A 21,088-nucleotide genomic window follows, 5' to 3' on the forward strand; every position below is an offset into this window, starting at 1 on the left:
GGGTGGGCGCGGGAACCGAGCTGGGCCCCGGGGGCGCGCACGAGCTTGTCGAGCGGTGGGCGGCGCTTGCACCGGACCGGCCCGCCCTCGTCCACGCCGGCCGCGAGGTCGGCTACGGCGAGTTGGACACCAGGGCCGCCCGCCTCGCCGCCCGCCTGCGCGCCCACGGCGTCGGCCCCGAGGTCGTCGTCGCCCTCCTGGTCGACCGGCCGGTCGAGCTGGTCGTCGCGGTGCTCGCGGTGTGGAAGGCCGGGGGCGCCTACGTGCCGCTGACCCGCGCGCAACCGGCGAGCCGGACCGCCATGGCGCTGGCCGACACCGGGGCCGCCGTCCTCGTCGCCGACCAGGACCCGCCCGTCGCGCTCCCCGGCCACGTCCGGCACGTCGTGCGCCTCGACCGGGGCGACGGCGCCACCGAGCCCACCGAGCCCACCGAGCCTGACGGGCCTGACGGGTCCGGCCAACCCGACGAGCCAGAGGGAACCGACGAGCCCGACGCGTCCCCTGCGGCGGATGCGGTGAAACCCCGGGTGAGCGGCCGGAACCTGGCCTACGTCCTCTACACCTCCGGCTCCACCGGCACGCCCAAGGGTGTGCTCGTGGAGCACGCCGGCGTGGTCAACCTCGCGGTCGGGTTGGCCAGCCGGTTCGGCGACCTCGCGGGCGCCCGCGTCCTCCGGTTCGCGCCGATCACCTTCGACGCCTCGGTGTGGGAGCTGGCGATGAGCCTCCTCAACGGGGGCACGCTCTGCCTGCCGTCGGCGGGGTCGTCCCTGACCGGCGCGGACCTGGCCCGCGCCCTCCGGGAGCACCGGGCCACCCACTTCTCGGCCTCGCCGTCGCTGCTCGCCTCGCTCCCGGCGACCGACCCGCCGCCGGTGGCCACCCTGGTGGCCGGCGGCGAGGCGTTGCCGGAGTTCCTGGTGCGCCGCTGGGCCGGCCGCGTCCGCCTGTTCAACGCCTACGGCCCCACCGAGGCGACGGTGAGCGCGACCGCGGGCCGGTGCGCGGACCAGCCGGGGAAGCCGACGCTGGGCGCGGTCCTGCCCGGGGTCGCGCTGTACGTCCTCGACGAGGCTGGGCGGCCCTCGGCCCCCGGCGCGATCGGCGAGCTGTACGTGGGCGGGGCCGGCGTCGCCCGCGGCTACCTCAACCGCCCGGACCTGACCGCACTGAGGTTCCTGCCCGACCCCTTCTCCTGTCGGCCGGGTGCGCGGATGTACCGCACCGGCGACCTGGGTCGTCGGCGGCCCGACGGGCAGGTCGAGTTCGTGGGCCGGGTCGACCACCAGATCAAGGTCAGGGGGTTCCGGGTCGAGCCGGGCGAGGTGGAGGAGGCGCTGCGCGCCCATCCCCACGTCGCGAACGCGGTCGTCACGACGACCGACGCCGTCGTCACCACCAGGGACGCCGTCGTCACCACCAGGGATGGCGTCGTCACCACCAGGGATGGCGTCGCCGACCACCGACGGCTGGTCGCCTACCTGGAGGTGCCCGACCGCCGCCCGGTGCCGGTCCCCGAGCTGCGCGCGTTCCTGGCCACCCGACTGCCGGACTACCTGGTGCCGTCGGTGTTCGTCGCGCTCGACCGCCTCCCCCTCACCCCGCACGGCAAGGTGGACCGGGCGGCCCTGCCCGCGCCCGGCGCGAGCCGGCCGCCGCTCGGCCACGACTACGCGCCCCCGCGCGGGGACACCGAGCGGGCGCTGGCCCGGCTGTGGGCGCGGGTGCTGGGGCTGGACCGGGTCGGCGCGACCGACGACTTCTTCGCGTTGGGCGGCACCTCGCTCGACCTCGCGCGGCTGCGTGAGGAGATCTCGGCGCGCTGGCGAGCGCGCGTGTCCACGGCCGACCTCGTGCGGGCCCACAACGTCCGGCTCCTCGCCGCGCGTCTGGACGGCGTCGACGGTCCCGGCGGCGCCGACGGTCCGGCCGTGCCCGGGGGCGGGCGGTCCGGCGCCGACGTGCCGCCGGTGCGGGACCACCGCGCGCGGACGAGCCAACGCCTGCGGGCACGCCGACGGAAAGGATGACGGTTGAAGGTGGAGGACAGGGAGCAGACGGCTCTCGACATCGCGGTCGTCGGGATGAGCTGCCGGTTTCCCGGCGCACCCACCCTCGACGCCTACTGGCGGCTCGTCGCCGAGGGCCGCGAGGGCATCTCCCGGCTCAGCCGCGAGGAGATGCGGGCGGCCGGAGCCGACGACGACCGGCTCGGCCACCCCGACCTGGTCCCCGCGGCGGGGATCGTGCCCGACGGCGAGGACTTCGACGCCACCTTCTTCGGGTACTCGGCGCGCGAGGCCGCCCTGATCGACCCCCAGCAACGGATGTTCCTCCAGGCCGCGTGGCACGCGCTGGAGGACGCCGGCCACGCCCCGGACACCTTCCCCGGCCGGGTCGGTGTCTACGCGGGACAGACGATGGGCACCTACCACCGGGTGGACCTCGGCGCGTTCCTCGGCACCTCCAGTGACCTGCTGATGTCCGCCAACGACAAGGACTTCCTGCCGACCCGCGTGTCCTACAAGCTCGGCCTGACCGGACCGAGCATCGCCGTGCAGACCGCCTGCTCGACGTCGTTGGTCGCCATTCACCTCGCCTGCCAGGCGCTGCTGACCTTCGACTGCGACATGGCCCTGGCCGGCGGCGTGTCGTGGACGCCGTTGCGGCGCATGGGTTATCTCCGGCGGGACAACGGGATCTGGTCGGTCGACGGGCACGTGCGGCCCTTCGACGAGGCGGGCACGGGGTTCGTGCCGGCCGACGGCCTCGGCGTGGTGGTGCTGCGGCGGATGGCCGACGCCCTGGCCAGCGGCGACCGGATCTACGCCGTGGTCAGGGGCGGGGCGGTGACCAACGACGGCGCGGCCAGGCTCAGCTACGTCGCGCCCGGTGTGCTCGGCCAGGCGGCGGCGGTCCGCGACGCGCTCACCGCGGCCAACGTCGCCCCCGACACCGTCGGCTACGTCGAGGCGCACGGCACCGCCACCGCCGTCGGGGACGTCGTGGAGGTCACCGCCCTGACCGAGGCCTACCGCGCGGCCGGCGCGACCGGGGTGGGCTTCTGCGGCCTCGGCTCGGTCAAGGCCAACATCGGGCACACCGACGCCGCGGCCGGGGTCGCCGGTTTCATCAAGGCGGCGCTGATGCTGCACCACCGGTACCTGCCGCCCAGCCCGCACTTCCGCCGCCCCAACCCGGAGATCGACTTCGCGAGCAGCCCGTTCCAGCCGCGCGTCGACGGCGGACCGTGGCCGTCGGCGGCCCATCCCCGGCGCGTCGCCGTCAGCTCCTTCGGCATCGGCGGCACCAACGCGCACGTCATCCTGGAGGAGGCCCCACCGCGCCCGCCGTCGGGGCCGAGCCGCCCGTGGCAGCTCGTGACGTTGTCCGCGCGTGACGTCGAGGCGCTCCAGGCCGACGCCGAGGAGTGCGGGCGGTTCCTGCGCGACCGCGAGGCCGACCTCGCCGACGTCGCCTACACGCTGGCCGTCGGCCGTCGCCAGTTCGGCCGACGGCTGGCCGGGGTGTTCCCGGACCGCGAGACGGCGGTGCGCTCCCTCTGCGCGCCGTCGGTGGACGACGCGCGGCTGGTGGTCGGCGACGCCCACCTCGGGCCGCCGGACGACCTCGTGTTCATGTTCCCCGGCGGCGGCGCGCAGTACCGCGACATGGGGCGCGGCCTCTACCAGCACTACCCGGTCTACCGGGAGGCCGTGGACGAGTGCCTCGGCCTGCTGGCCGACCCCGTGCTGGCCGACCCCGTGCTGGCCGATCTCGTCCGCGCGGCGTTGTTCTTCGACCACCCGCTCGCGGCCGAGCTGGGGGCGGCGGCGATCGAGGACCCGACGAGTGCCCTGCCCGCGCTGTTCGTCACCGAGGTCGCGCTCGGCCGGCTGCTGACCGCGCTGGGGCTGCGGCCCACGGTGTTCCTCGGCCACAGCCTCGGCGAGTACGCCGCCGCCCACTTCGCGGGTGTGTTCACGCTGCGCGACGCGCTGGCCGTGGTGGTCGAGCGGGGACGGATCCTCGCCGCGCTCTCGGACGGGGCGATGCTCAGCGTCGCCGCCGCCGAGCACGAGATCCGGCCGTTCCTGACCGGGACGCTGTCGCTGTGCGCGGTGAACGGCCCGGCGTTGTGCGTGGTGGCCGGCCCGGCCGACCAGATCAGGACGCTGCGGCGGCAGCTCACCGCGCAGGGGGTGTCCTGCCAAGCGCTCCCGCTGACCACCGCCGCCCACTCCGAGCTGGTGGAGTCCGGCCTCCCCGAGTTCCGCCGGTTCCTGTCCGGGATCCCGCTGCGCCCGCCCACCGCGCCTCTGGTGTCCAATGTGTACGGTCGCGTGGTCGGTGACGAGGTGGCCGACCCCGAGTACTGGGTGACCCACCTCCGCACGACCGTCCGGTTCGCCGAGGGGTTGGAGCACGTCCTGGCCAGGGGCCGCGCGGCGCTGGTCGAGGTCGGCCCCGGCACGACGCTGGCCACCCTCGCGCGGGCCGCGCTCGGCGGCGCGCCCGACGTGCTGGTGGTCAGCGCGACCCGGCACCCGCAGGAACGCCGCGACGACGTGGAGGTGCTGCTCGACGCGGTGGGCCGGCTGTGGGTGTCCGGTGTGGACGTTGACGTGTCCGCGCTGTACCGGGACGAGCGGCGCGCCAGGGTCCCCTCGGTGCGCTACTCCTTCGCCCCGACGCCCTGCCGGCTTGACCGGAGCGGGTCGCCGTCCGCCCCGGCCCGGCCCCGGCCGCGGCCCACGCGGCCGAGGGACTGGCTCTACGCCGTCGACTGGCGGCGCTCGGTCGACCTGACGCGCCCCGACCTGCACGCCGTGGCCCGCGGCGGGGGGTGGCTGGTCCTGTCGGACCACTCGCCGCTGGCCGACCGGGTCGTGGCCGTCCTGCGCCGGCACGGGGCGGAGCCGGTGGTGGCGACACCGGGCACGGACTTCCGGCGGACCGGCGCCACCGACGTCGAACTCCCCCCGGAGGAGACCGGGCACTACCCCGTGTTGTTCTCGCTCGTCGGCGACCAGGACCGGCCGTTGCGGATCGTCGATCTCTGGTCCCGGCCGGAACGCGCCGAGTTCGGCCCCGACCTGGCCAGCGTGATCGGGGTCGCCCGGGGCGCGGCGGGCGGGACGCGGCCCGTGGAGCTGTGCGTCGTGACCAGGGGAGCGTTCTCGGTCACCGGAGGGGAGCGGCTCAGCCCCCGCGCGGCGTGCGCCGTGGGCGCCAGCCGCGTGCTGCCCCACGAGATCAGCGCCCTGTCGGTCACCGTCGTCGACCTCGACCCGGGGGAGGTCGACGCGGCCGGGACGCCCGACCAGGACCAGCTCGCGCGCGACCTGCTCAGCGAGTTCGCCCGCCCCCAGGCCGAGGAGCCCGTCGCCCTGCGGGGCGGCCGGCGCTGGGTGCGGCGGTTCCTGTCGCTGGCCGACCACGAGCTGCCCCCGGCGCCGCTGCGGCCGCGCGGCGTCTACGTCGTCACCGGGGGGCTCGGCGGCGTGGGTCTGCGGGTGGCCGAGCACCTGGCCACGACCCGTCACGCGCGGGTGGTCCTCATCGGGCGCCACGCCGGCCCCGAGGACCTCGACGTCGGCACGGCGCGGGGCGACGGCGTGCGCCGCCTGCTCGCGCTCGGCGCCGACGTGACCGTCCACGCCGCCGACGTCGCCGACCGCACCCGGATCAAGGACGTCCTCAGCGAGGTGCTGGAGCGCTTCGGCGCCGTCCACGGCGTGGTGCACGCCGCCGGCGTGGCCGGGGGCGGCATGGCGCAGCTCCTCGGTCACGCCGACGTGGCCGAGGCCCTGCGCGCCAAGGTGGACGGGACCGTCGTGCTGCTCGACGCGCTCCGCGAGGTGGGGGCGCGCCCCGACTTCGTCGTGCTCTTCTCGTCGCTGGCCTCCTTCGTCGGCGCGCCCGGCCTGGCCTGCTACGGGGCGGCGAACGCCTTCCTCGACACCGCCGCGGTCCAGGCGAGCAGGGAGCTGGGCGTGCCGACCCTGTCGATCAACTGGGACCGGTGGCGGGGGACCGGCATGGCCGTCGACGTCGAGCGCCACCACCGGCGGCTCTCCGGCGCGGAGCTGGGCGGGGGGATGTGCCAGGACGACGCCGTGGCCGCCTTCGAGGCCGCCCTGGCCGCGTTGCCACTCGGTCAGGTGGCGGTGTCCGTCGTGCCCCCGGAGGACCTGGTAGCCGCGTCCCGCGTGTCCGAGGACGGGCGCCACGCACCCGCGTCGCCGGCCGTGCAGGCCGCTCTCCCCGAGGGGTGGCCGGGCGACGACGCCGGGTCGCCGCCCGACCTCGCGCCGAGGAGCCGGCTGGAACGGGACCTCCTCGGGGTCTGGGAACAGGTGCTGGGCGTGGCCGGGATCGGCCCGCACGACGACTTCTTCGCCCTCGGCGGCCACTCGCTGCTGGCGCTCCAGGTCGTCCAGCGGTGCGAGGAGGAGCTGGGGGTGGCGATCACCGTGCGGGACCTGTTCGCCGCGCCCACGGTCGGGGCGCTCGCCAGGGCGATCGACGGCACGGCGGAGCCGGGTGGGTCACCATGGGAACCGGAGGTGCCGGAGGTCCACGACGGAGGAGCGCGGCCGCCGGTGACGCGGGAGTGGTGGCCGGGGGACGGCGTCGCGCCGGGCCAGGGCGGGCGCTGACCCCGCCCCCGCGCCGGGCGTCGTCGGCCCCGACCCCGGCGCGGGCCGGGCGCGTCCCGCGCCGGGCGGCCGGCCTCCCCAGTGGTGAGGAGGGAGCAGCATGACCGGGGGTCAGTTGCGGCGCAGGTACGGCCGCGTGTTCGACCAGATCGACATCGACGGCGACGGGATCATCTTCCGGGGCGACTTCGAGCAGATGGCGCGCTCCCTCGCCCACACCTTCGACCTGCCGGCCAGCTCGCCGAAGGCCCACGCGATCCTCGACCACTACCGCCGCACGTGGGCCGTGCTGTGCGAGGACCTCGGCATCGAGGAGACCGGCCAGATCGGGCGGGACGACTTCGAGGCCGCGATGACCAGCCTGGCGGCCCAGGACTCCTTTCTCCAGCATGCCCGCGAGGTCGCGGCGGCCGAGTTCGCGTTGGCCGACCAGGACGACGACGGGCAGCTCGCGCAGGACGAGTTCGTGCGGCTGATCGAGGCGTTCGGTCCGTCACGGGAGGAGGCCAGGGCCTCGTTCTCGCACCTCGACCGGGATGACGACGGCCAGATCGGGCGCGAGGAGTACGTCGTGGCCTGGCGGGAGTACATCAGCAGCGAGGATGAGAACGCGCCGGGGAGCTGGCTGTTCGGCTCGCCCGGCTAAACATCAGGCGGGCACGGGGCGGGCACGGGGCGGGCACGGGGCGGGCACCGGGTGGCCGCCGCTCGTCAGGTTGGACACGGGTCGACGCTGGGTCACCCGTGGTCAACGCGGGAGAGCCCGTCGGCGGGATGACCGGGGCCACCATATGTCCTCTCTAGACAGTCCAAAGTGGACTCACGGGATCGCGGTGGCACCCCGCCGCCGGGCCTGTTCTCGTTCACCGCCACGACCAACGCGTGGATCGACCGTCGCCGGGAGCGGAACGGTTCCGGCGACGGTCTCGCCGTGACGTCAGTGGCTTTCCGCCCCTCCGACGCCGCCGGGCTCTGGTCCCACGGCTCGTGGACGCACCTGACGAACGTGGGGCCGAGCGTTCCCGCCCGGCCCCACGTTCCCGCGTTCCCTCCGGATCACCCGCTCTCAGCCAGCGAGAATCCGGACGGGGAGGTACAACTGTTTTCTCGGCTTCTTTCGGAATCTTTCTCGGTGGTCATCGGTCTCGCCGCCAGAACCGTGCCACCAGAATCGCGCTGGCAGCACGGGAAGCGCCGGCACGCGATGCGTCCCGCGATCCCGCGCCGTCCTGGTTCGGAAACGGCTGGGGAGCGGGGCGTCACACGTGTCGGTGGGGTGACGGGGGAGACGGGATCGCCGTTCTCCCCGTCGGGTCAGCGGCTCCCCGTGTTGATCACAGGGGGAGCGGTGTTGTTCTCCCGCTGCGATCCTCCCGGCCCGTTCAGCGAGCCGAGGTTGGCGTGGGCGAGCGAGCGGGTCACCGCGGTGGCCACGACGCTGTTGCCGCCGAGGCCTCCCTGGCCCGCGCCGTCCGCGCCGGGCCGGCGGTCGTCCTGCCGCTCCCTGCCCTGCGGGTGCCGGACGGGGTTCAGGGAGGTGGGGGAGACCCGGTCCCTGACCATGGGTGGTTCCTCGCCGTGGGGCTGCGCCTTGTCCTCGTAGCAGCAAAAGTGAAGACGGTCCTCCAGCCGGCTCAGGCCAGCCGCCGCCCTGCTGAGCAGGTCGAACGCCTCCTCTCGGGCCCGCAGGTTCGCCTCGTCCCACGGGCTGTGCTTGTCGTCGTCCTTGGTCGTGATCTCCAGGAGGTCGGTGACCGCCGCCATGGCCTTGGTCGCCTCGGTGAGCGAGTGCACCAGGACGTCCCGGAACTTCACCTGCAACTTGCCCTGTATGGCCAGCCGGCGCAGGTGCGCGGTGAGCTCGGGCAGGGTGTGCACGACCGTCAGGATGCCCTCGTCGCCCTGCTCGTCGAGGTTGGCGACGGGGGAGCACCACAGCCGAAGCGCCTGGAGGAACTGGTACGGGTGATATGCCGAACCGGGTTGTCCACCCGGAAGATGTGGAGTCACGCTGTTGTCCATCGGCAGCGGAACCGGGTTCGATCACCCCCTGTCCGAGTAGCACACGGTGTGCTGTTGTTGATCGCGCAGCGTCATTGGCCGCGCCGCCCTCCTGGCCCTCCGGCAAAAGTGAATCATTGCTCGTCGCCGCGTCGGGGGAGAATCCGGATGATCTTTTCGGCCCGGTTCCCCGTTCGGTCGGCGACCGGCCCCGCCCGGGCGTCGGCCCGCGGTTCCCGGCCGGCATGACAACGAAACTCCGCCGTTCCGTCCGTCGGTGACGGAAATCGGTTGCCGCACTTTCCGGTGAAATGTGCGGGCCGGGCTCCCACTCTGGTGTGAGGGAGGGGGTGGGGAGGGCCCCGGCCTCGGCATGATCGCTGGCCATGGGATCAGCCGTTCCGCCGTGCCTCCCCGAGCCCCGCTGGACCAACGAGGGTGTGGAGATGCGTGTCGTGCTGCCGGGGCAGCGCCTGATCAGGGCGTGGTGGCAGGGGAGGTCGTGGCGGCCGAGGACGCTGCGCGCGGGAAGCGGGTGGGACGTCGCGCTGGAGGACGTCCTGGACCTGCTGTCCCGGATCGACCAGGGCATCGTCACCGCGGGCAGCGTGCGGGAGCACCTGCTGGCCGCGATCGCCGCCCAGGTGCCGCCCGGCGGGTGCTGCCCCACCTGCGCCCAGTACATCCAGCAGCACCAGGCCGCGCTGGTGCTCTACGAGCAGCAGCTCGCCCGGTCGACCGATCCCGCCCGCTGGCCCTACGCGATCGAGGACATCACGCTGCACCGGGCCACGTGCCCGAGGCTGCCCCGGTGGACCGACGAGGCCGCGTACCCGGGAACCCTGCGCGACTGGGCGCACGGGCTCAACGAGGTGTGGCACTGGGGACGGGCCTGGCGCGTCACCCGCGAGCAGGCCCAGCGGTGGCTGGTGGAGCACAGCGGGTCCAGAGGCAGGAAGAACTACCAGGTCTGCGACTCGTGCGCCCCCGATCTCCCCAGGGCCGTCCTGCGTCTGGCCTGACACGGTTGCCCGTGCCCGTGCCCGTGCCCGTGCCCGTGCCCGTGCCCGTCCTGGCCGGGGCGGTGGCCGCGACCGGGAGGCGCACGGCCACCACCGTATCCACAGTGGACATATGAGACGGGCCTCGTCAGGGACTCGTGATCGGCCTCGGCCACGCCGGCCCCGGACCCTGGGCTCGTGGGGTGGGCCAGGTGGTCACCTTGGCGAGGAACGTCGCGGCTCCGCCGTGATCCGCACCGTCCCGCCACCGGAGAGCGAGGAGACGACCACCCGGGAGAGCAGGTCGAGGGGCGCACCATCTCCACGAGCCAGGCATCGACGACTCCCGGCCAGGAGTAGAAGTACCCACGACCGGCACCGCGACGCCCGCCGACGTTCGCCTCACGTCGTCGGCCGTCTCTTCCCGTCCATACTCTGTCCGAATTGGACATTTCGAAGTGGACAGTGTGAGCGGGGTGTTCCCGACCGCTGGGCGCTGGGCGCTCCACTCCGGTGCGGGAGTCCTGTTCTTCCCTTATGTCCGTTTCTTCTGTGAACTGGTCGACGAATCGGCGCGAGTCAGGGCAACCGACGTGGCCCGCCAGGCATCCTGAGGACATGGAGAACGTCGAGGCGCGACAGGAAGACCGAACGCGGACGGTCGCGGGGGTCGGCCGGGTCGGGGTGGTCCTGCCGACCTACGACGAGGCGGAGACGATCGCCGAGGCCCTGCGCCGGCTCGCCGAGCTGGACCTGCCCGACCTGTGCGTGGTCGTGGTCGACGACGGCAGCCCGGACGGCACGGCGGACCTCGCCGAACAGGCCGCGGCGGACTGGCGGGAGGGCCGGTTGCTGCACGTGGTCCGCCGCACCAGCAAGGACGGTCTCGGCCGCGCCTACGTCGCCGGGATGCGGACGGCGCTGGAGCTGGGTTGCGCGGCCGTCGTGCAGATGGACGCCGACCTCTCCCACCCGGCCGACGCCGTTCCGCGCATGATCGCCGCGCTCGCCGACGGCGCCGACGTCGTCGTGGGCTCGCGGTACGCCGAGGGCGGCGAGCTGGACGCGGACTGGCCGTGGTCGCGGCGGTTGCTGTCCCGGGCGGCCAACACGTACGTCTCGGTGTTGTTGCGGATGGGGGTCCGGGACGCCACGGCCGGTTTCGTGGCCTGGCGCGCCGAGGTCCTGGAGCGGATGGACCTGTCCACCATCCGCTCCAACGGCTACGCCTTCCAGGTGGAGACGAAGTGGCGGGCGCGTCAGTTGGGGGCGGAGCTGCGCGAGGTGCCCATCACGTTCTCCGAGCGGGCGGCGGGCTCCTCGAAGATGTCCCTTCAGGTCAAGCTCGAAGGGCTCGCGATGCCGTGGCGGCTCCTCCTCTCCCGCCGGAGGTGAGCGCGCCGCGGCCCGTCCCGCCACCGCGCGTGGTTCGTCCACAGTGCCTGGCTCGGTCCACAGTGGAGAGTCGTGCTCACGGGGGCGGGCGATCGGGCGCGAACTCGGCCCGGACGCCGAGCAAGCGCACCGGTCGGTCGAGGTCGAACTGGCGGAGCACGGCCGACGCGGCGCGCTCGATCTCCTCGGCGTCGCTGGTGGGGGAGGGCAACGCGACGCCGTGGGTCTCGGTGAGGAACGGCGCGAACCGCACCTTGACCGTCACCCGCACCGCCGGCCGCCCCTCCGCCACCACGTCCCGCGCCACCCGCCCGGCCAGCAGGACGACCTGTTCCGCGATCATGGCCGGGTCCGTGAGGTCCTGCTCGAAGGTCGTCTCCCGGCTGCGGGAGCGGGGCACGTGCGGGGCCGATGACACCTCCGTGCTGCCCGCGCCGAGCGCGAGCTGGCGGTACCACGGCCCCAACTTCGGGCCGAACCGCTCGGCGAGCGCCTCCGGGTCGGCCCTGGCCAGGTCCGCGACCGTGCGCAGCCCGGCGGCCGCGAGCCGCGCCGCCGTCCTCCTCCCGATCCCCCACAAGGCGTCCGTCGGGCGGTCCGCCATGACCGACACCCAGTTGTCCCTGGTCAGCCGGTAGATCCCCGCGGGCTTGGCGAAACCGGTGGCGATCTTGGCGCGGAGCTTGTTGTCGCCGATGCCCACCGAGCAGGACAGGCCCGTCTCCTCGGCGACCGCGCGTCGCACGTCGGCGGCCAACGCCTCCGGGTCGTCGGTGCGCGCGCCGAGGAACGCCTCGTCCCAGCCCAGCACCTCGACCACCACCGGGAACGCGCGGAGCGTGTCCATCACCCGCTCCGAGACCGCCTCGTAGGCGGCGGGATCGGACGGCAGGAACACCGCATCCGGGCACCGTCGGGCGGCGGTGCGCAGGGGCATGCCGGAGTGGACACCGAACTCGCGTGCCGCGTAGGAGGCGGTGGCCACCACACCGCGTCGGGTGGGATCGCCGGACCCGCCGACCACCACCGGGCGGCCACGGAGTTCCGGCCGGCGAGCCACCTCCACCGCGGCGATGAACTCGTCAAGGTCGACGTGCAGCACCCACTCCGGTGTGGACACGTCCCCAGTATCGGCCCGCACCGGTTCCCGCCGCCGACCTGACCCGGAGGTCGGTCCTGATGAGCCGCCAAGGATTTCCCCTGGTCAGCTCGGCCGTCGCCACACCAGCCGGTACCGGTGGAACAGACACCGCCGCACCCGCGCCCCGGGGAGCAGCTCGGCCGCCGCGGCGCGGATCTCCGCCAGCGTCGTCGTCGGGTCCTGGACGGGCATGCCGTCGTTCTCCAGCTTCCCACCCCGACCCATCGCCGCTCGGTACGCGCCGACCGCCGCGTACGCGGGCAGCGCGATGGCTGACACCACGTGGTCGCTGAGCGTGGATCTCCGGTAGAACCCGATGACCGCGAGCGTCCCGCCGGGGCGGACCAGCTCCGCCATCCTGGCCATGGCGGGCCGCAGCGGCATGTGGTGCAGGCTCGACACGGCGGTGACCACGTCGTAGCCGTCCGGTCGCAACGGGAGGTCGCCGTCCAGCACGTCACCCAACAACCACCGCACGCGGGACAGCGCCCGGGACTTCTCGCGGGCACGCTCGATCATCCGCGCGGACACGTCCACACCGTCGACCCGCTCGACGCGCGCGGCGAGTTCGCGGACGAGCGCGCCCGTGCCGCAGCCGACGTCGAGCGCGTGTTCCGCTCGCGCCGGGAGCTGTCGTAACAACCAACCGTGGTAATGGCTGTTGATGCTCCACCACATCGACGAGGGGAGCTGAGGTCTGCGCATGTTCGCAGCATAGGCAGACCACCAGATCTCACTTCATGGAGAAGCCGCTGCGCGCTTGTGCGCTATCGGCCAGACGGGAGCGGCGAGGCCGCTTTTCTCCTTGGGGCACAAGGAGAAAAGCGGCCGTCGTCCGTTCGCGCCCGGCCGTCCGGGCCGCTCAGCCTCGTCCGTCACGGCGCTCAGCCTTGCTCGTCACGGCCGCTGGCCACGCGTCAGACGTGCGATCGCGCCGATCTCCAGCGCGACGTGGACCGTTCCGTCCGGCCCCACGGTGAGGCCGTGGGGTTCCGAATTCGGCGTGGGCAGCGCGTACTCCTCGATCCGGCCGTCCGGTCCGACGTAGCCGACGCGGTTGGCGGCCCACTCGGTGAACCAACACCCACCGTCGGGGTCGGCCGTGATCGCGTGCGGGCGCGCCGCCCTGTCGGGCAGGGGGTACTCCGTGACCTGGCCCCGCGGCGTGATCCGGCCGATCTGGCCGGCACCGATCTCCACGAACCAGACGGCGCCGTCCGTGCCGCACGTGATGCCCACGGGCGCGGCCCCCGAGGTGGGCAGGGCGTGCAGGGTGACGGTCCCGTCGAGGCTGATCCTGCCGATGGCGTCGGCCTGGTTGAGGGTGAACCACAGGGCGTCGTCCGGACCCGGGGTGATCATCGACGGCATGCCGCCCCGCATCGGCAGGGCGAACGTCGTGATCTCGCCGTCGGGCGTGATCCGGCCGACGCTGTCACCGGTGATGGTGGTGAACCACAGCGCCCCGTCGGCGGCGGCCGTGATGCCGAACGGTCCACTGTCGTCGGTCGGGAGGGCGAACGACGTGACGTCGCCGTCCAGTGTGATCCGGCCGATCGCGTTCGCGCGGTTCATCGTGAACCAGAGCGCGTCGTCCGGGCCGGGCACGATGATCGAGGGCATCGAGCCCGGGGCGAGCGGGTAGCGGTCGAGGTGGCCGTCGGGCGTCAACCGCGCGATCTCGCCGGCGTGGACCAACGTCATCCACAGGGCGCCGTCCGCACCGGTGGCGACGGCGTAGGGACCGGCGGCGGTGTCCTCAATGGACATTTCATGAACCGAGCCGTGGAAGGTCTGCTGCACCAAGGAACTCCTTGTCGGGTGAGGTGTCGGAGGACGGTCGGCGCGTCGGACGAGGACCGTGGGCGGCTCAGCCGCGCACGGTGCTCCTGAGGTCCGCGTCGCGTCGACCGTCGGCCGGGTGGAGGGAGAGCTGGGAGCCGCGCCAGCGCTGGCGGAGCCGGCGGTCGTGGCTGACGACGACGAGCGCCCCACGGTAGTGCTCCAGCGCCTTCTCCAGCTCCTCCACGAGGGCGAGGGAGAGGTGGTTCGACGGCTCGTCCAGCACGAGGACGTCGACGGGTTCGGTGACCAGGCGGGCCAGCGCGAGCCGCTGCCGCTGACCGGTCGACAACCCGCTGACCGGCGCGGTGAGCTGTTCCGCGCCGAACAGGCCCAGCGACAGCAGCCGCTCGGCGTGCTCCTCGGGGAGGCCGCCCCGACCCCTGGCGAACGCGGTCAGCACGGTCTCGCCCGGGGCGCCCGCCGGCACGTCCTGGGCCAGGTAGCCGATCCGGCCCCGACGGGCCACGTGCCCGCTGTCGGGTTCGAGGTCGCCGACCAGCACCCGCAGCAGGGTGCTCTTGCCGGCCCCGTTTGGCCCGGTGAGCAGGAGGCGGTCTCCGGCGTCGACCGTCAGGCTCGTCGGGGCCAGCCGCCCGGCGACCGCGACGTCGACGGCGTCGAGCACGACCCCGGTCACCTGGCTGGCGTGCAGGGACGGGGTGAACCGCAACGGCTGGGGTGGGGGAGGGACGGGCGCGTCCAGCAGGCGGCGCAATCGCTCCTCCGCGTTGCGGACCCGGCTCGCCAGGGACTGTTGCACCCGCCCGCTGGCCCGGTCGTAGGCCATCTTGTTGCGGTCGGTCATGGGCCGGTTCGGCGCCACGCGACGGGCCGTGGTCGCCACGGCCTCCCTGAGCCGGGCGACGTCGTCCTCCCACTGCTCGCGCGCCTGGACCCAGCGCTGCCGCGCCGCCGCCTTCTCCGCCAGGAAGCCGGAGTAGCCGGTGCCGTGGCGGGCGACCGTGCGGCGGTCGGCGTCGACCTCGACCAACGTGGTGGCGACCTGGTCGAGGAACACCCGGTCGTGTGAGACGGCCACCGTCGTGCCGCGCCGGGCGCGCAGGTGGCTCTCCAGCCAGGCGAGGGCGTTGTCGTCGAGGTGGTTGGTGGGCTCGTCCAGCAGCAGGACCTCGGGCGCCGCCGCGAGGAGGCCCGCGAGGCGCAGGCGCACCTGCTCGCCGCCGGACAACGCGCCGAGCGCGCGGTCACGGGGCAGCCCGCCGAGGCCGAGCCCGTGGAGGGCGGCCTCGACCCTGGCGTCGGCGTCGTAGCCGCCGCGCAGCTCGAAGATCGTCAACAGGTGGCCGTACTCCGCGAGACCGGACTCGTCCCCGTCGGCCATCGTGGCCTCCAGGTGGCGCATCCGCGCCTCGATGGCCCGCAGGTCGGCCAGCGCCGCGTCGATGGCCTGCTGGACGGTCAGGTGCTGAGGAAGCTCGGTGTCCTGCGCGAGGTAGCCGACGCCGCCCTCGGCGGTCACGACGACCTCGCCCTGGTCGGGCGACTCCTGCCCGGCGAGCAGGCGCAGCAGGGTGGACTTGCCGGAGCCGTTCTCCCCGATGACGCCGGTGCGCTCCCCGACGGGGAACGCGCACGTCACCGCGTCGAGGACGAGGCGGTCACCGTAGGACTTGCTGAGGGAACGGACGGAGATCTGCGTAGGCATACGGGTGCTCCAGGGCTCGGTGGACCGGGTGGGCCGCGAGGGGCCGCAGGACGGACTGAGCGCTGGACAGGAGCACCGGACCTCCGGTTAGTGCGACAGCAGTTGCATTAAGATGGTGACATGGAGACCGTTGCGCGGGCAAGCGGAACGAGCGTGACGCCGATCATGTCCGGAGCCGGAGCCGGAGCCGGAGCCGGAGCCGGAGCCGGAGCCGGAGCCGCTCCGCCCGGCCGGGAGCGCGCCCGTCGACCGGGCGGCCGGACCGCCCGCAACCGCGCCCTCGTCCTCGACGCGGTGCGCGCCCAGCTCCTCGAACACGGCTACGACGGCCTGAGCGTCGACTCGGTGGCCGAACGCGCGGGCGTGCACCGCACGACGGTCTACCGGCGCTGGCGTGACGTGGGCGGCCTGCTCGCCGACCTCCTCGACGCGGCCCGGGACGACGACTGGGCCGCACCGGACACCGGTTCGCTCACCGGCGACCTCGTGGCCGTCAACCGCGAGGTCCACGAGGCCCTGACCTCGACCCCCTCGCTCACCACGGCCCTCATCGCCGCGTCGTTCCGCTCCGCGCGGGCGGCCAGCGCCCTCCGCGACTTCTGGGAGGACCGGTACCGGCGCTGCGCGCTCATCGTGGAGCGCGCCGTCCTGCGCGGCGAGATCCCCGAGAGGACCGACGCCCGCCGCCTGCTGGTCGCCGCCACCGCGCCCCTGTACCACCAGGTGGTCCTGTTGCGCGTTCCGACGTCCGTCCAGTTCGCCGACCAGGCGGCGCACGACGCGGCGCGGGCGGCGGTCGCGGGAGTCTTCACCGGCCCGTAGTCCTCTGACGCGGTCCTCTGACGCGATCCTCGGGCGCCGTCCTCTGGCGCGGTCCTCAGTCGCGCAACCGACGGGGTTGGCGCGCCCCGTGCCGCAGCCCGGACGTGATCGTCCTGGCGGTCTCGGTGTCGGTGAACCCCTCGACCCCCAGGTGCACGGCCGCCGCCTCGCGCAGGACGCGACGCGCGGTCCACTCGTCCAGCTCACCCCCGGCGACCAGGGCGCCCAGGGTGGCGGCCGCCTTGAACAGCGTGATGTTGCGTTCCCCGACCGGGGCGTGCGCCACCCGGGCGGCCTCGTCCTCGACGATGGCCCGCAGGTAGGCGTCGGCCCGCCGGGACGGCAGGTGGAGCGGGCGCGGCTCCGGTGGCGGAGGCGGCGTCAGCGCCTCGGCCAACCACCGCGGCAGCGGCGCGACCGGGGCCGGGTCGAGGACCGTGTAGCGGCGGCCCTGGTGAACGGAACCGGCCCCGATCACGTACCCGCCGTCGCCCCGGGTGTCCACCCGCCAACCCAGAGTTCCCACCGTGCTGCGCGTTCGTTGGCCGGCGGGCGCGAGGAAGTAGTGGTGCTCCCCGCCTCGCGGGGTTCCCACGGTGTAGGTGCGGGGAGGTGGGGGAGCGCCGGCCTCACGCGCGAGGAACGCCAGGACGTCCCGCCCGTGGCGGACACCCCAACTGGCCCACGGTTCGGGCGGTGGTTGGCCGTGGGCGTCGTCGAGATCGATCACCAGGAGCCCGGCGGGTCCGGTGGCGATGCCGATGTTGTACGGCTGTTCCGCCCACCACCCGTGGATGATCTCCGGGTCCACGGTGGCGCGGTGTTCCCAGTCGCGGAGCACGGGACGTTTGGCGCCGGGGCACAGGGGCATCACCGGCCACCCTCGGGCGGCGGCGGACAACGCCGCCCGCAGAAGGCGGTCTGGAGCGGGCCGGGCAGGAACTCCCATGGCGATTTCCCCTCCCCGCCAGAAGGATAGTGATCCTGGCGGGGGTTGGGCGGGTCCTTTCGCCAGAAGGACGGGAATCGCATCGGAGAAGAAGAGCGGTTGGGTCCGGCGCACGGCGAGACCGTCGTTTGTGCCTTCTCCGCAAGGGGAAACCGCTGTTGTGTCGTGGAAGCCGGGTGGCGCGGCCTGCGGGCTCGACCGCGCCACCCGTCACCGACTACGCGGCGGCGGGGCCGGTGTTCTCCCGCAGCGCGCGGATCGAGCGCCAGAAGCCCTCGAAGAGGTCCCGCAGCTCGACCAACCAGGTCGTCGCGCTCTTGAGCGTCTTGCCCAACGCCGTCATCAGCTCGCCGACGATCCGCACGACCTGCGCGATCTTGCTCGTCACCTGGCCCACGACGACCGGCGCCGCCAGACCCACGGTGGCCCCCAGCTCGATCGCGGCGCTCACCAGCGTGCCGGCCAACGTGGACAGCAGGTCGCGCACGGCGGTGCGGACACCGCCCACCACCTCGGCCATGCCGAGGGTCAGCGCGGCGACGCCGTGCGCGCCGCCCGCCGCGCCGTGGCACAGGTCCGCGATCCTGCCGGCCCGCGCCCGGTAGCCGTCGCCGGCCGCGCCCTCCCAGAAGCCCCTGGTCTGCTCGGCCACGCCACGGTACTCGGTGCCCACCGCGGTCATCTCCTTCTCGATGTTGGTCCACGACGCGGCGTAGCCCCGAACCATGTCCGGGTTCCCGCTCAGCGCGTGCAGCGCGGCGCGGGCCGGCTCGACGTGTTCGAGCATCCAGGAGAAGAGCTGCCCGGCGACGTAGCCGATGGGGTCGGTGGCCGCGCTGAAGGCGTCCAACGCGACTCCGGCCGCACCGGCCGCCGCGAGCGTCCAGTCGCCCTTGTCGATGCCCTGCGCCAACGTCCACCCGGCCTCGAAGGCGGTGAACCCGGTCATGACACCGGTGCTGCCCTCGGTGCCGTCCGCGTTCTGTCCGCCCGTGGGCAGACCGACGTTGGCGAGCGGCTGGCGCGGGTCGAAGGTGTAGTTGCCCCCGACGAAGGACTTGTCGTCCACCAACGGGTTTCCGGTCCGCTGGTCCAACCCCATGTCAGGCCCTCCTGTCGACGGTCGGCGCGGAGGGCACGTCGCCCAGCCTGGCGAGGATCTCCTCCATCCGCCGGGCCTCCTTGTCCTCGGCCTCCTGGTAGGTGTCCGCGACCTTCCGCAGGTCCTCGACGGTGCGGTCCAGCAGCTCCGCGCACTCCTTCAACGCGTCCGCGCCCCGCTGCTGCGCGGGTTTGAGCATCGCGGCGAAGGGACGGCAGAACAGCCCATACGCGTCATTCAGGTCCGTCACGGTCGCGCCGGCCTCGGCGGCGGTGTGCGCGCGTCCGGCGAACCCGCCCACCGGTCCGGCGTGCGAGCGGACCTGTTCGCTGTCGACCCTGAATCCGTTGTCCATCTGGTGTTCTCCGCCTCAGCGCAGGAACGACTGGTCGCCCCAGTCGTCGGTGTCCTCGTCCGGTCCGGGTCGTGGTGCCGGTTGTTGCGCCGGTCCTGGTGCCGGTTGTGGTGTCGGCGACCCGGACGGCGGCAGCGGCCGCGGTGGCGTTCGCTCGGGAGGCTCCTCCGTGACGAACCGGGGCTGCGCGCCCGTCGCAGGGCCGTGACTGTCAACGCCTTCGGGCGGCGCGGGAAAACGCCGGTGATAGTTGGCGATGATGTCCTTCGCGGGTTCCTCGTCGGCGGGCACCGTGGCCCTGACGAGATCGTCGACCCGCGCGGCGAGCTTCGCCTGCGCGCGGCGCAGGCAGGTCATGAGCTGCGCCGAGACCCTCGCCGGGTCCATGCCCCTCGCGCGGTCGGACAGGTGCAGCTCGACGGGGACGCCGTGCGCGTCGACCGTGACCCGCACCACCCCGTCCGGCGACGTCTCGGTCGCACTGGTGGCGTCGAGGCGCTGTTGCAGCTCGGTGTACCGCGCCGCCTGTCGTTCCAGCCGGGCGGCCCAGGCCTCCAGCTCCGCCCCGGCCTTCTCCGGATCCATGCTGATCATGCAGGGGATGTCCTTTCACCCCGACCTCGGCCCCGTCCGGGGCCGTCCCAGGTCGGATGGGGCGGCGATCGACGGCGTTCCGCTTGCGCGCGCAAAGACCGCGTCAAGGTGGGGCCGGAACGGGAGAACGCGGCGGCTCAGGCCGCGGAACGCTGGCGCGGCAGGGAGAACCACAGCTCCGCGCGGCGGTTGACCATCGCGACGAAGGTTTCCGCGTCGTTGACGGGCAACAGGAACTCGCGATGGTCCGTGCGGACCACGACGGCCGGACCCGGCGTGGTCAGCAGGGCCGTGCCGTCGGACAACCACGCCCAGGGGCGGGGGCCATCCTGTTCGGACAGTGAGACCGTCCACATCGCACGGATCTGGTCCAGGGCGACCGCGTCCGACAGGGACGGGCCAGAGGAGCGGGACCGGTGCTTGCGGGCGGACCACGCGACCCGGTCCCGCTCGACCGACACCGTGGCGATGACCAGGTCCGGACGGGCCAGCGTGAACCGCGCGCCCAGGACCAGCCGGAACCAGGTCGCGCCGAGGTCGGGCACGAGAGGTAACGCGACCGCGCGGCTCGCCCGCGTCGCGAGCACACAGCCCGCCACCAGCGCCAGCCAGGACGACGCGAAGAGCGCCACCGCCACCAGGCGCTGACCGGGGCTCGCACCGCTCAGCGCGAACCCGAACGCCGGGAACACACCGACCAGCAGTTGGCACCCGTGGGTGAGGAACGCCGTCGACAACCAGGTCGACGGGTCGAGCAGCCCGGAGCGGCACATCCGCGCCCACGACACGACGGCCGGCACGACCGCGCCCGCCACCGGGAGGACGTGCCACACCGAGCCGGCCGGCCGTTCGGCCAGGGACAACGCCACCATCGCCGCCACCAGCCCGACCTGGGCGACGGGGAGCCAGACGGCCGCCGCCAGCAGCCGGGGACGCGCCCGGTCCCACCGAGGCTGGAGCGCCCGCGCGGCGCGCGGGTCGGAGGGGCCGGGGACCGCCCGGGGAACCAGCGACACGTCGATCAAGCTAACCGGGCGCGCGGCCGGCGCGGGAACACTTCTACGCTACCTTGACGCCGCCCTACGGACACCGGTGTCATCGTCGCCTGCGGGTAGTCTTTCGCCTGGCTCCACCGCGTCCGCGGAGCTGGACTCCGGCCTCGCTGAGGATGCGGTGCACGAACCCGTAGGACCGGCCGGTGGACCTCGCCAGGGAACGGATGCTCGCTCCTTTCTCGTACTTCTTCTTCAGGTCGGCGGCGATCTGTTGGCGGAGGCGGCCGGTGATCCGGGCAGCCGGTTGCATCTTCAACGCGTGCTCCTCATGGTCTGCGACTCGTCCCTGCGCTGTCGGCGTTCTCGGTTCCAGCGGCGGAGGTCCCGGCGGACCCGGCGGAAGAGTTGTGCGGCCCGGCGGAACAGGGGCGGCAGCAGCAGCCAGGACATGATGATGACGTCGACGGCGATCGCGGCCAGGTTGATCACGAACGTGGTCACCGGCCTCGCCTCCACCATCGGCGTCGAGCCTGGCCGTGTTTGCGCTGGCTGACGTT

At 73.7% G+C, this 21,088-nt stretch carries 18 protein-coding genes; 6 read left to right on the top strand and 12 right to left on the bottom strand.

Annotated features, from left to right (window positions below; genetic code table 11):
* The first annotated feature begins 2 nt into the window (after positions 1-2).
* The 3 genes from LX15_RS26275 to LX15_RS26285 all read left to right on the top strand — a co-directional run bounded on the left by LX15_RS26275 (position 3) and on the right by LX15_RS26285 (position 7,311).
* On the top strand, positions 3-2,033 hold the full coding sequence (locus tag LX15_RS26275; RefSeq protein WP_253672425.1) for a non-ribosomal peptide synthetase: 2,031 nt from the start codon (positions 3-5) through the stop codon (positions 2,031-2,033).
* A 9-nt stretch (positions 2,034-2,042) separates the two neighbouring features.
* Positions 2,043-6,665: a type I polyketide synthase gene (locus LX15_RS26280; RefSeq protein WP_253672462.1), complete on the top strand. Its 4,623-nt coding sequence runs from the start codon at positions 2,043-2,045 to the stop codon at positions 6,663-6,665.
* Positions 6,666-6,765: 100 nt separating this feature from the next.
* Positions 6,766-7,311 (top strand): EF-hand domain-containing protein, encoded by a 546-nt coding sequence (locus tag LX15_RS26285; protein ID WP_253672427.1) that lies wholly within the window; start codon positions 6,766-6,768, stop codon positions 7,309-7,311.
* Positions 7,312-7,979: 668 nt separating this feature from the next.
* Here the strand turns inward: LX15_RS26285 and LX15_RS26290 are convergent.
* On the bottom strand, positions 7,980-8,675 hold the full coding sequence (locus LX15_RS26290; protein ID WP_253672429.1) for a hypothetical protein: 696 nt from the start codon (positions 8,673-8,675) through the stop codon (positions 7,980-7,982).
* Between the two features lie 377 nt (positions 8,676-9,052).
* Here LX15_RS26290 and LX15_RS26295 point away from each other — a divergent pair, with 377 nt between their 5' ends.
* A complete protein-coding gene (locus LX15_RS26295; RefSeq protein ID WP_253672431.1) occupies positions 9,053-9,688 on the top strand; it encodes a hypothetical protein in 636 nt (211 codons plus the stop codon).
* 597 nt (positions 9,689-10,285) lie between these two features.
* Positions 10,286-11,062: a polyprenol monophosphomannose synthase gene (locus LX15_RS26300; RefSeq protein WP_253672433.1), complete on the top strand. Its 777-nt coding sequence runs from the start codon at positions 10,286-10,288 to the stop codon at positions 11,060-11,062.
* Positions 11,063-11,138: 76 nt separating this feature from the next.
* Here the strand turns inward: LX15_RS26300 and LX15_RS26305 are convergent, their stop codons facing one another.
* The 4 genes from LX15_RS26305 to abc-f form a co-directional block, all read right to left on the bottom strand.
* Positions 11,139-12,182, bottom strand: a complete 1,044-nt coding sequence (locus LX15_RS26305; protein WP_253672435.1) for a DNA polymerase IV — start codon at positions 12,180-12,182, stop codon at positions 11,139-11,141.
* Between the two features lie 84 nt (positions 12,183-12,266).
* Entirely contained in the window at positions 12,267-12,908 is a 642-nt protein-coding gene (locus LX15_RS26310) for a class I SAM-dependent methyltransferase (RefSeq protein ID WP_253672437.1), read from the bottom strand.
* Positions 12,909-13,100: 192 nt separating this feature from the next.
* Positions 13,101-13,973: a Vgb family protein gene (locus LX15_RS26315; RefSeq protein WP_253672464.1), complete on the bottom strand. Its 873-nt coding sequence runs from the start codon at positions 13,971-13,973 to the stop codon at positions 13,101-13,103.
* 100 nt (positions 13,974-14,073) lie between these two features.
* Positions 14,074-15,714 carry a ribosomal protection-like ABC-F family protein gene (abc-f, locus tag LX15_RS26320; RefSeq protein WP_253672439.1) on the bottom strand — a complete coding sequence of 547 codons (1,641 nt, stop codon included), beginning with the start codon at positions 15,712-15,714 and terminating at the stop codon, positions 14,074-14,076.
* Between the two features lie 120 nt (positions 15,715-15,834).
* Between abc-f and LX15_RS26325 the strand changes: the two genes are divergently transcribed.
* Positions 15,835-16,536: a TetR/AcrR family transcriptional regulator gene (locus LX15_RS26325; protein WP_253672441.1), complete on the top strand. Its 702-nt coding sequence runs from the start codon at positions 15,835-15,837 to the stop codon at positions 16,534-16,536.
* A 55-nt stretch (positions 16,537-16,591) separates the two neighbouring features.
* Here the strand turns inward: LX15_RS26325 and LX15_RS26330 are convergent, their stop codons facing one another.
* The 7 genes from LX15_RS26330 to LX15_RS26360 form a co-directional block, all read right to left on the bottom strand.
* On the bottom strand, positions 16,592-17,485 hold the full coding sequence (locus LX15_RS26330) for a bifunctional DNA primase/polymerase (protein WP_253672443.1): 894 nt from the start codon (positions 17,483-17,485) through the stop codon (positions 16,592-16,594).
* Between the two features lie 217 nt (positions 17,486-17,702).
* The gene (locus tag LX15_RS26335) at positions 17,703-18,587 is read right to left on the bottom strand and encodes a WXG100-like domain-containing protein (protein WP_253672445.1); all 885 of its coding nucleotides are present in this window, start codon (positions 18,585-18,587) and stop codon (positions 17,703-17,705) included.
* Position 18,588: 1 nt separating this feature from the next.
* Positions 18,589-18,942: a type VII secretion target gene (locus LX15_RS26340; protein WP_253672447.1), complete on the bottom strand. Its 354-nt coding sequence runs from the start codon at positions 18,940-18,942 to the stop codon at positions 18,589-18,591.
* A gap of 15 nt (positions 18,943-18,957) precedes the next feature.
* On the bottom strand, positions 18,958-19,536 hold the full coding sequence (locus LX15_RS26345) for a YbaB/EbfC family nucleoid-associated protein (RefSeq protein ID WP_253672450.1): 579 nt from the start codon (positions 19,534-19,536) through the stop codon (positions 18,958-18,960).
* A gap of 137 nt (positions 19,537-19,673) precedes the next feature.
* Entirely contained in the window at positions 19,674-20,552 is an 879-nt protein-coding gene (locus LX15_RS26350) for a hypothetical protein (protein ID WP_253672452.1), read from the bottom strand.
* 79 nt (positions 20,553-20,631) lie between these two features.
* On the bottom strand, positions 20,632-20,841 hold the full coding sequence (locus LX15_RS26355) for a helix-turn-helix domain-containing protein (RefSeq protein WP_253672466.1): 210 nt from the start codon (positions 20,839-20,841) through the stop codon (positions 20,632-20,634).
* Between the two features lie 2 nt (positions 20,842-20,843).
* Positions 20,844-21,088 (bottom strand): hypothetical protein (locus tag LX15_RS26360; protein WP_253672454.1); only part of this gene is annotated, 245 nt, incomplete at its 5' end.

Origin of the sequence: Streptoalloteichus tenebrarius, from assembly GCF_024171885.1 — a bacterium.
Taxonomy (GTDB): Bacteria; Actinomycetota; Actinomycetes; order Mycobacteriales; family Pseudonocardiaceae; genus Streptoalloteichus; species Streptoalloteichus tenebrarius.

Excerpts from the sequence above, each read along its gene's own strand:
- LX15_RS26285 (WP_253672427.1), top strand. The coding sequence starts at position 6,766 with ATGACCGGGGGTCAGTTGCGGCGCAGGTACGGCCGCGTGTTCGACCAG.
- LX15_RS26295 (WP_253672431.1), top strand. The coding sequence starts at position 9,053 with ATGGGATCAGCCGTTCCGCCGTGCCTCCCCGAGCCCCGCTGGACCAAC.
- LX15_RS26300 (WP_253672433.1), top strand. The coding sequence starts at position 10,286 with ATGGAGAACGTCGAGGCGCGACAGGAAGACCGAACGCGGACGGTCGCG.
- LX15_RS26310 (WP_253672437.1), bottom strand. The coding sequence starts at position 12,908 with ATGCGCAGACCTCAGCTCCCCTCGTCGATGTGGTGGAGCATCAACAGC.
- LX15_RS26315 (WP_253672464.1), bottom strand. The coding sequence starts at position 13,973 with ATGTCCATTGAGGACACCGCCGCCGGTCCCTACGCCGTCGCCACCGGT.
- abc-f (WP_253672439.1), bottom strand. The coding sequence starts at position 15,714 with ATGCCTACGCAGATCTCCGTCCGTTCCCTCAGCAAGTCCTACGGTGAC.
- LX15_RS26325 (WP_253672441.1), top strand. The coding sequence starts at position 15,835 with ATGGAGACCGTTGCGCGGGCAAGCGGAACGAGCGTGACGCCGATCATG.
- LX15_RS26330 (WP_253672443.1), bottom strand. The coding sequence starts at position 17,485 with ATGGGAGTTCCTGCCCGGCCCGCTCCAGACCGCCTTCTGCGGGCGGCG.
- LX15_RS26335 (WP_253672445.1), bottom strand. The coding sequence starts at position 18,587 with ATGGGGTTGGACCAGCGGACCGGAAACCCGTTGGTGGACGACAAGTCC.
- LX15_RS26340 (WP_253672447.1), bottom strand. The coding sequence starts at position 18,942 with ATGGACAACGGATTCAGGGTCGACAGCGAACAGGTCCGCTCGCACGCC.
- LX15_RS26345 (WP_253672450.1), bottom strand. The coding sequence starts at position 19,536 with ATGATCAGCATGGATCCGGAGAAGGCCGGGGCGGAGCTGGAGGCCTGG.
- LX15_RS26355 (WP_253672466.1), bottom strand. The coding sequence starts at position 20,841 with ATGCAACCGGCTGCCCGGATCACCGGCCGCCTCCGCCAACAGATCGCC.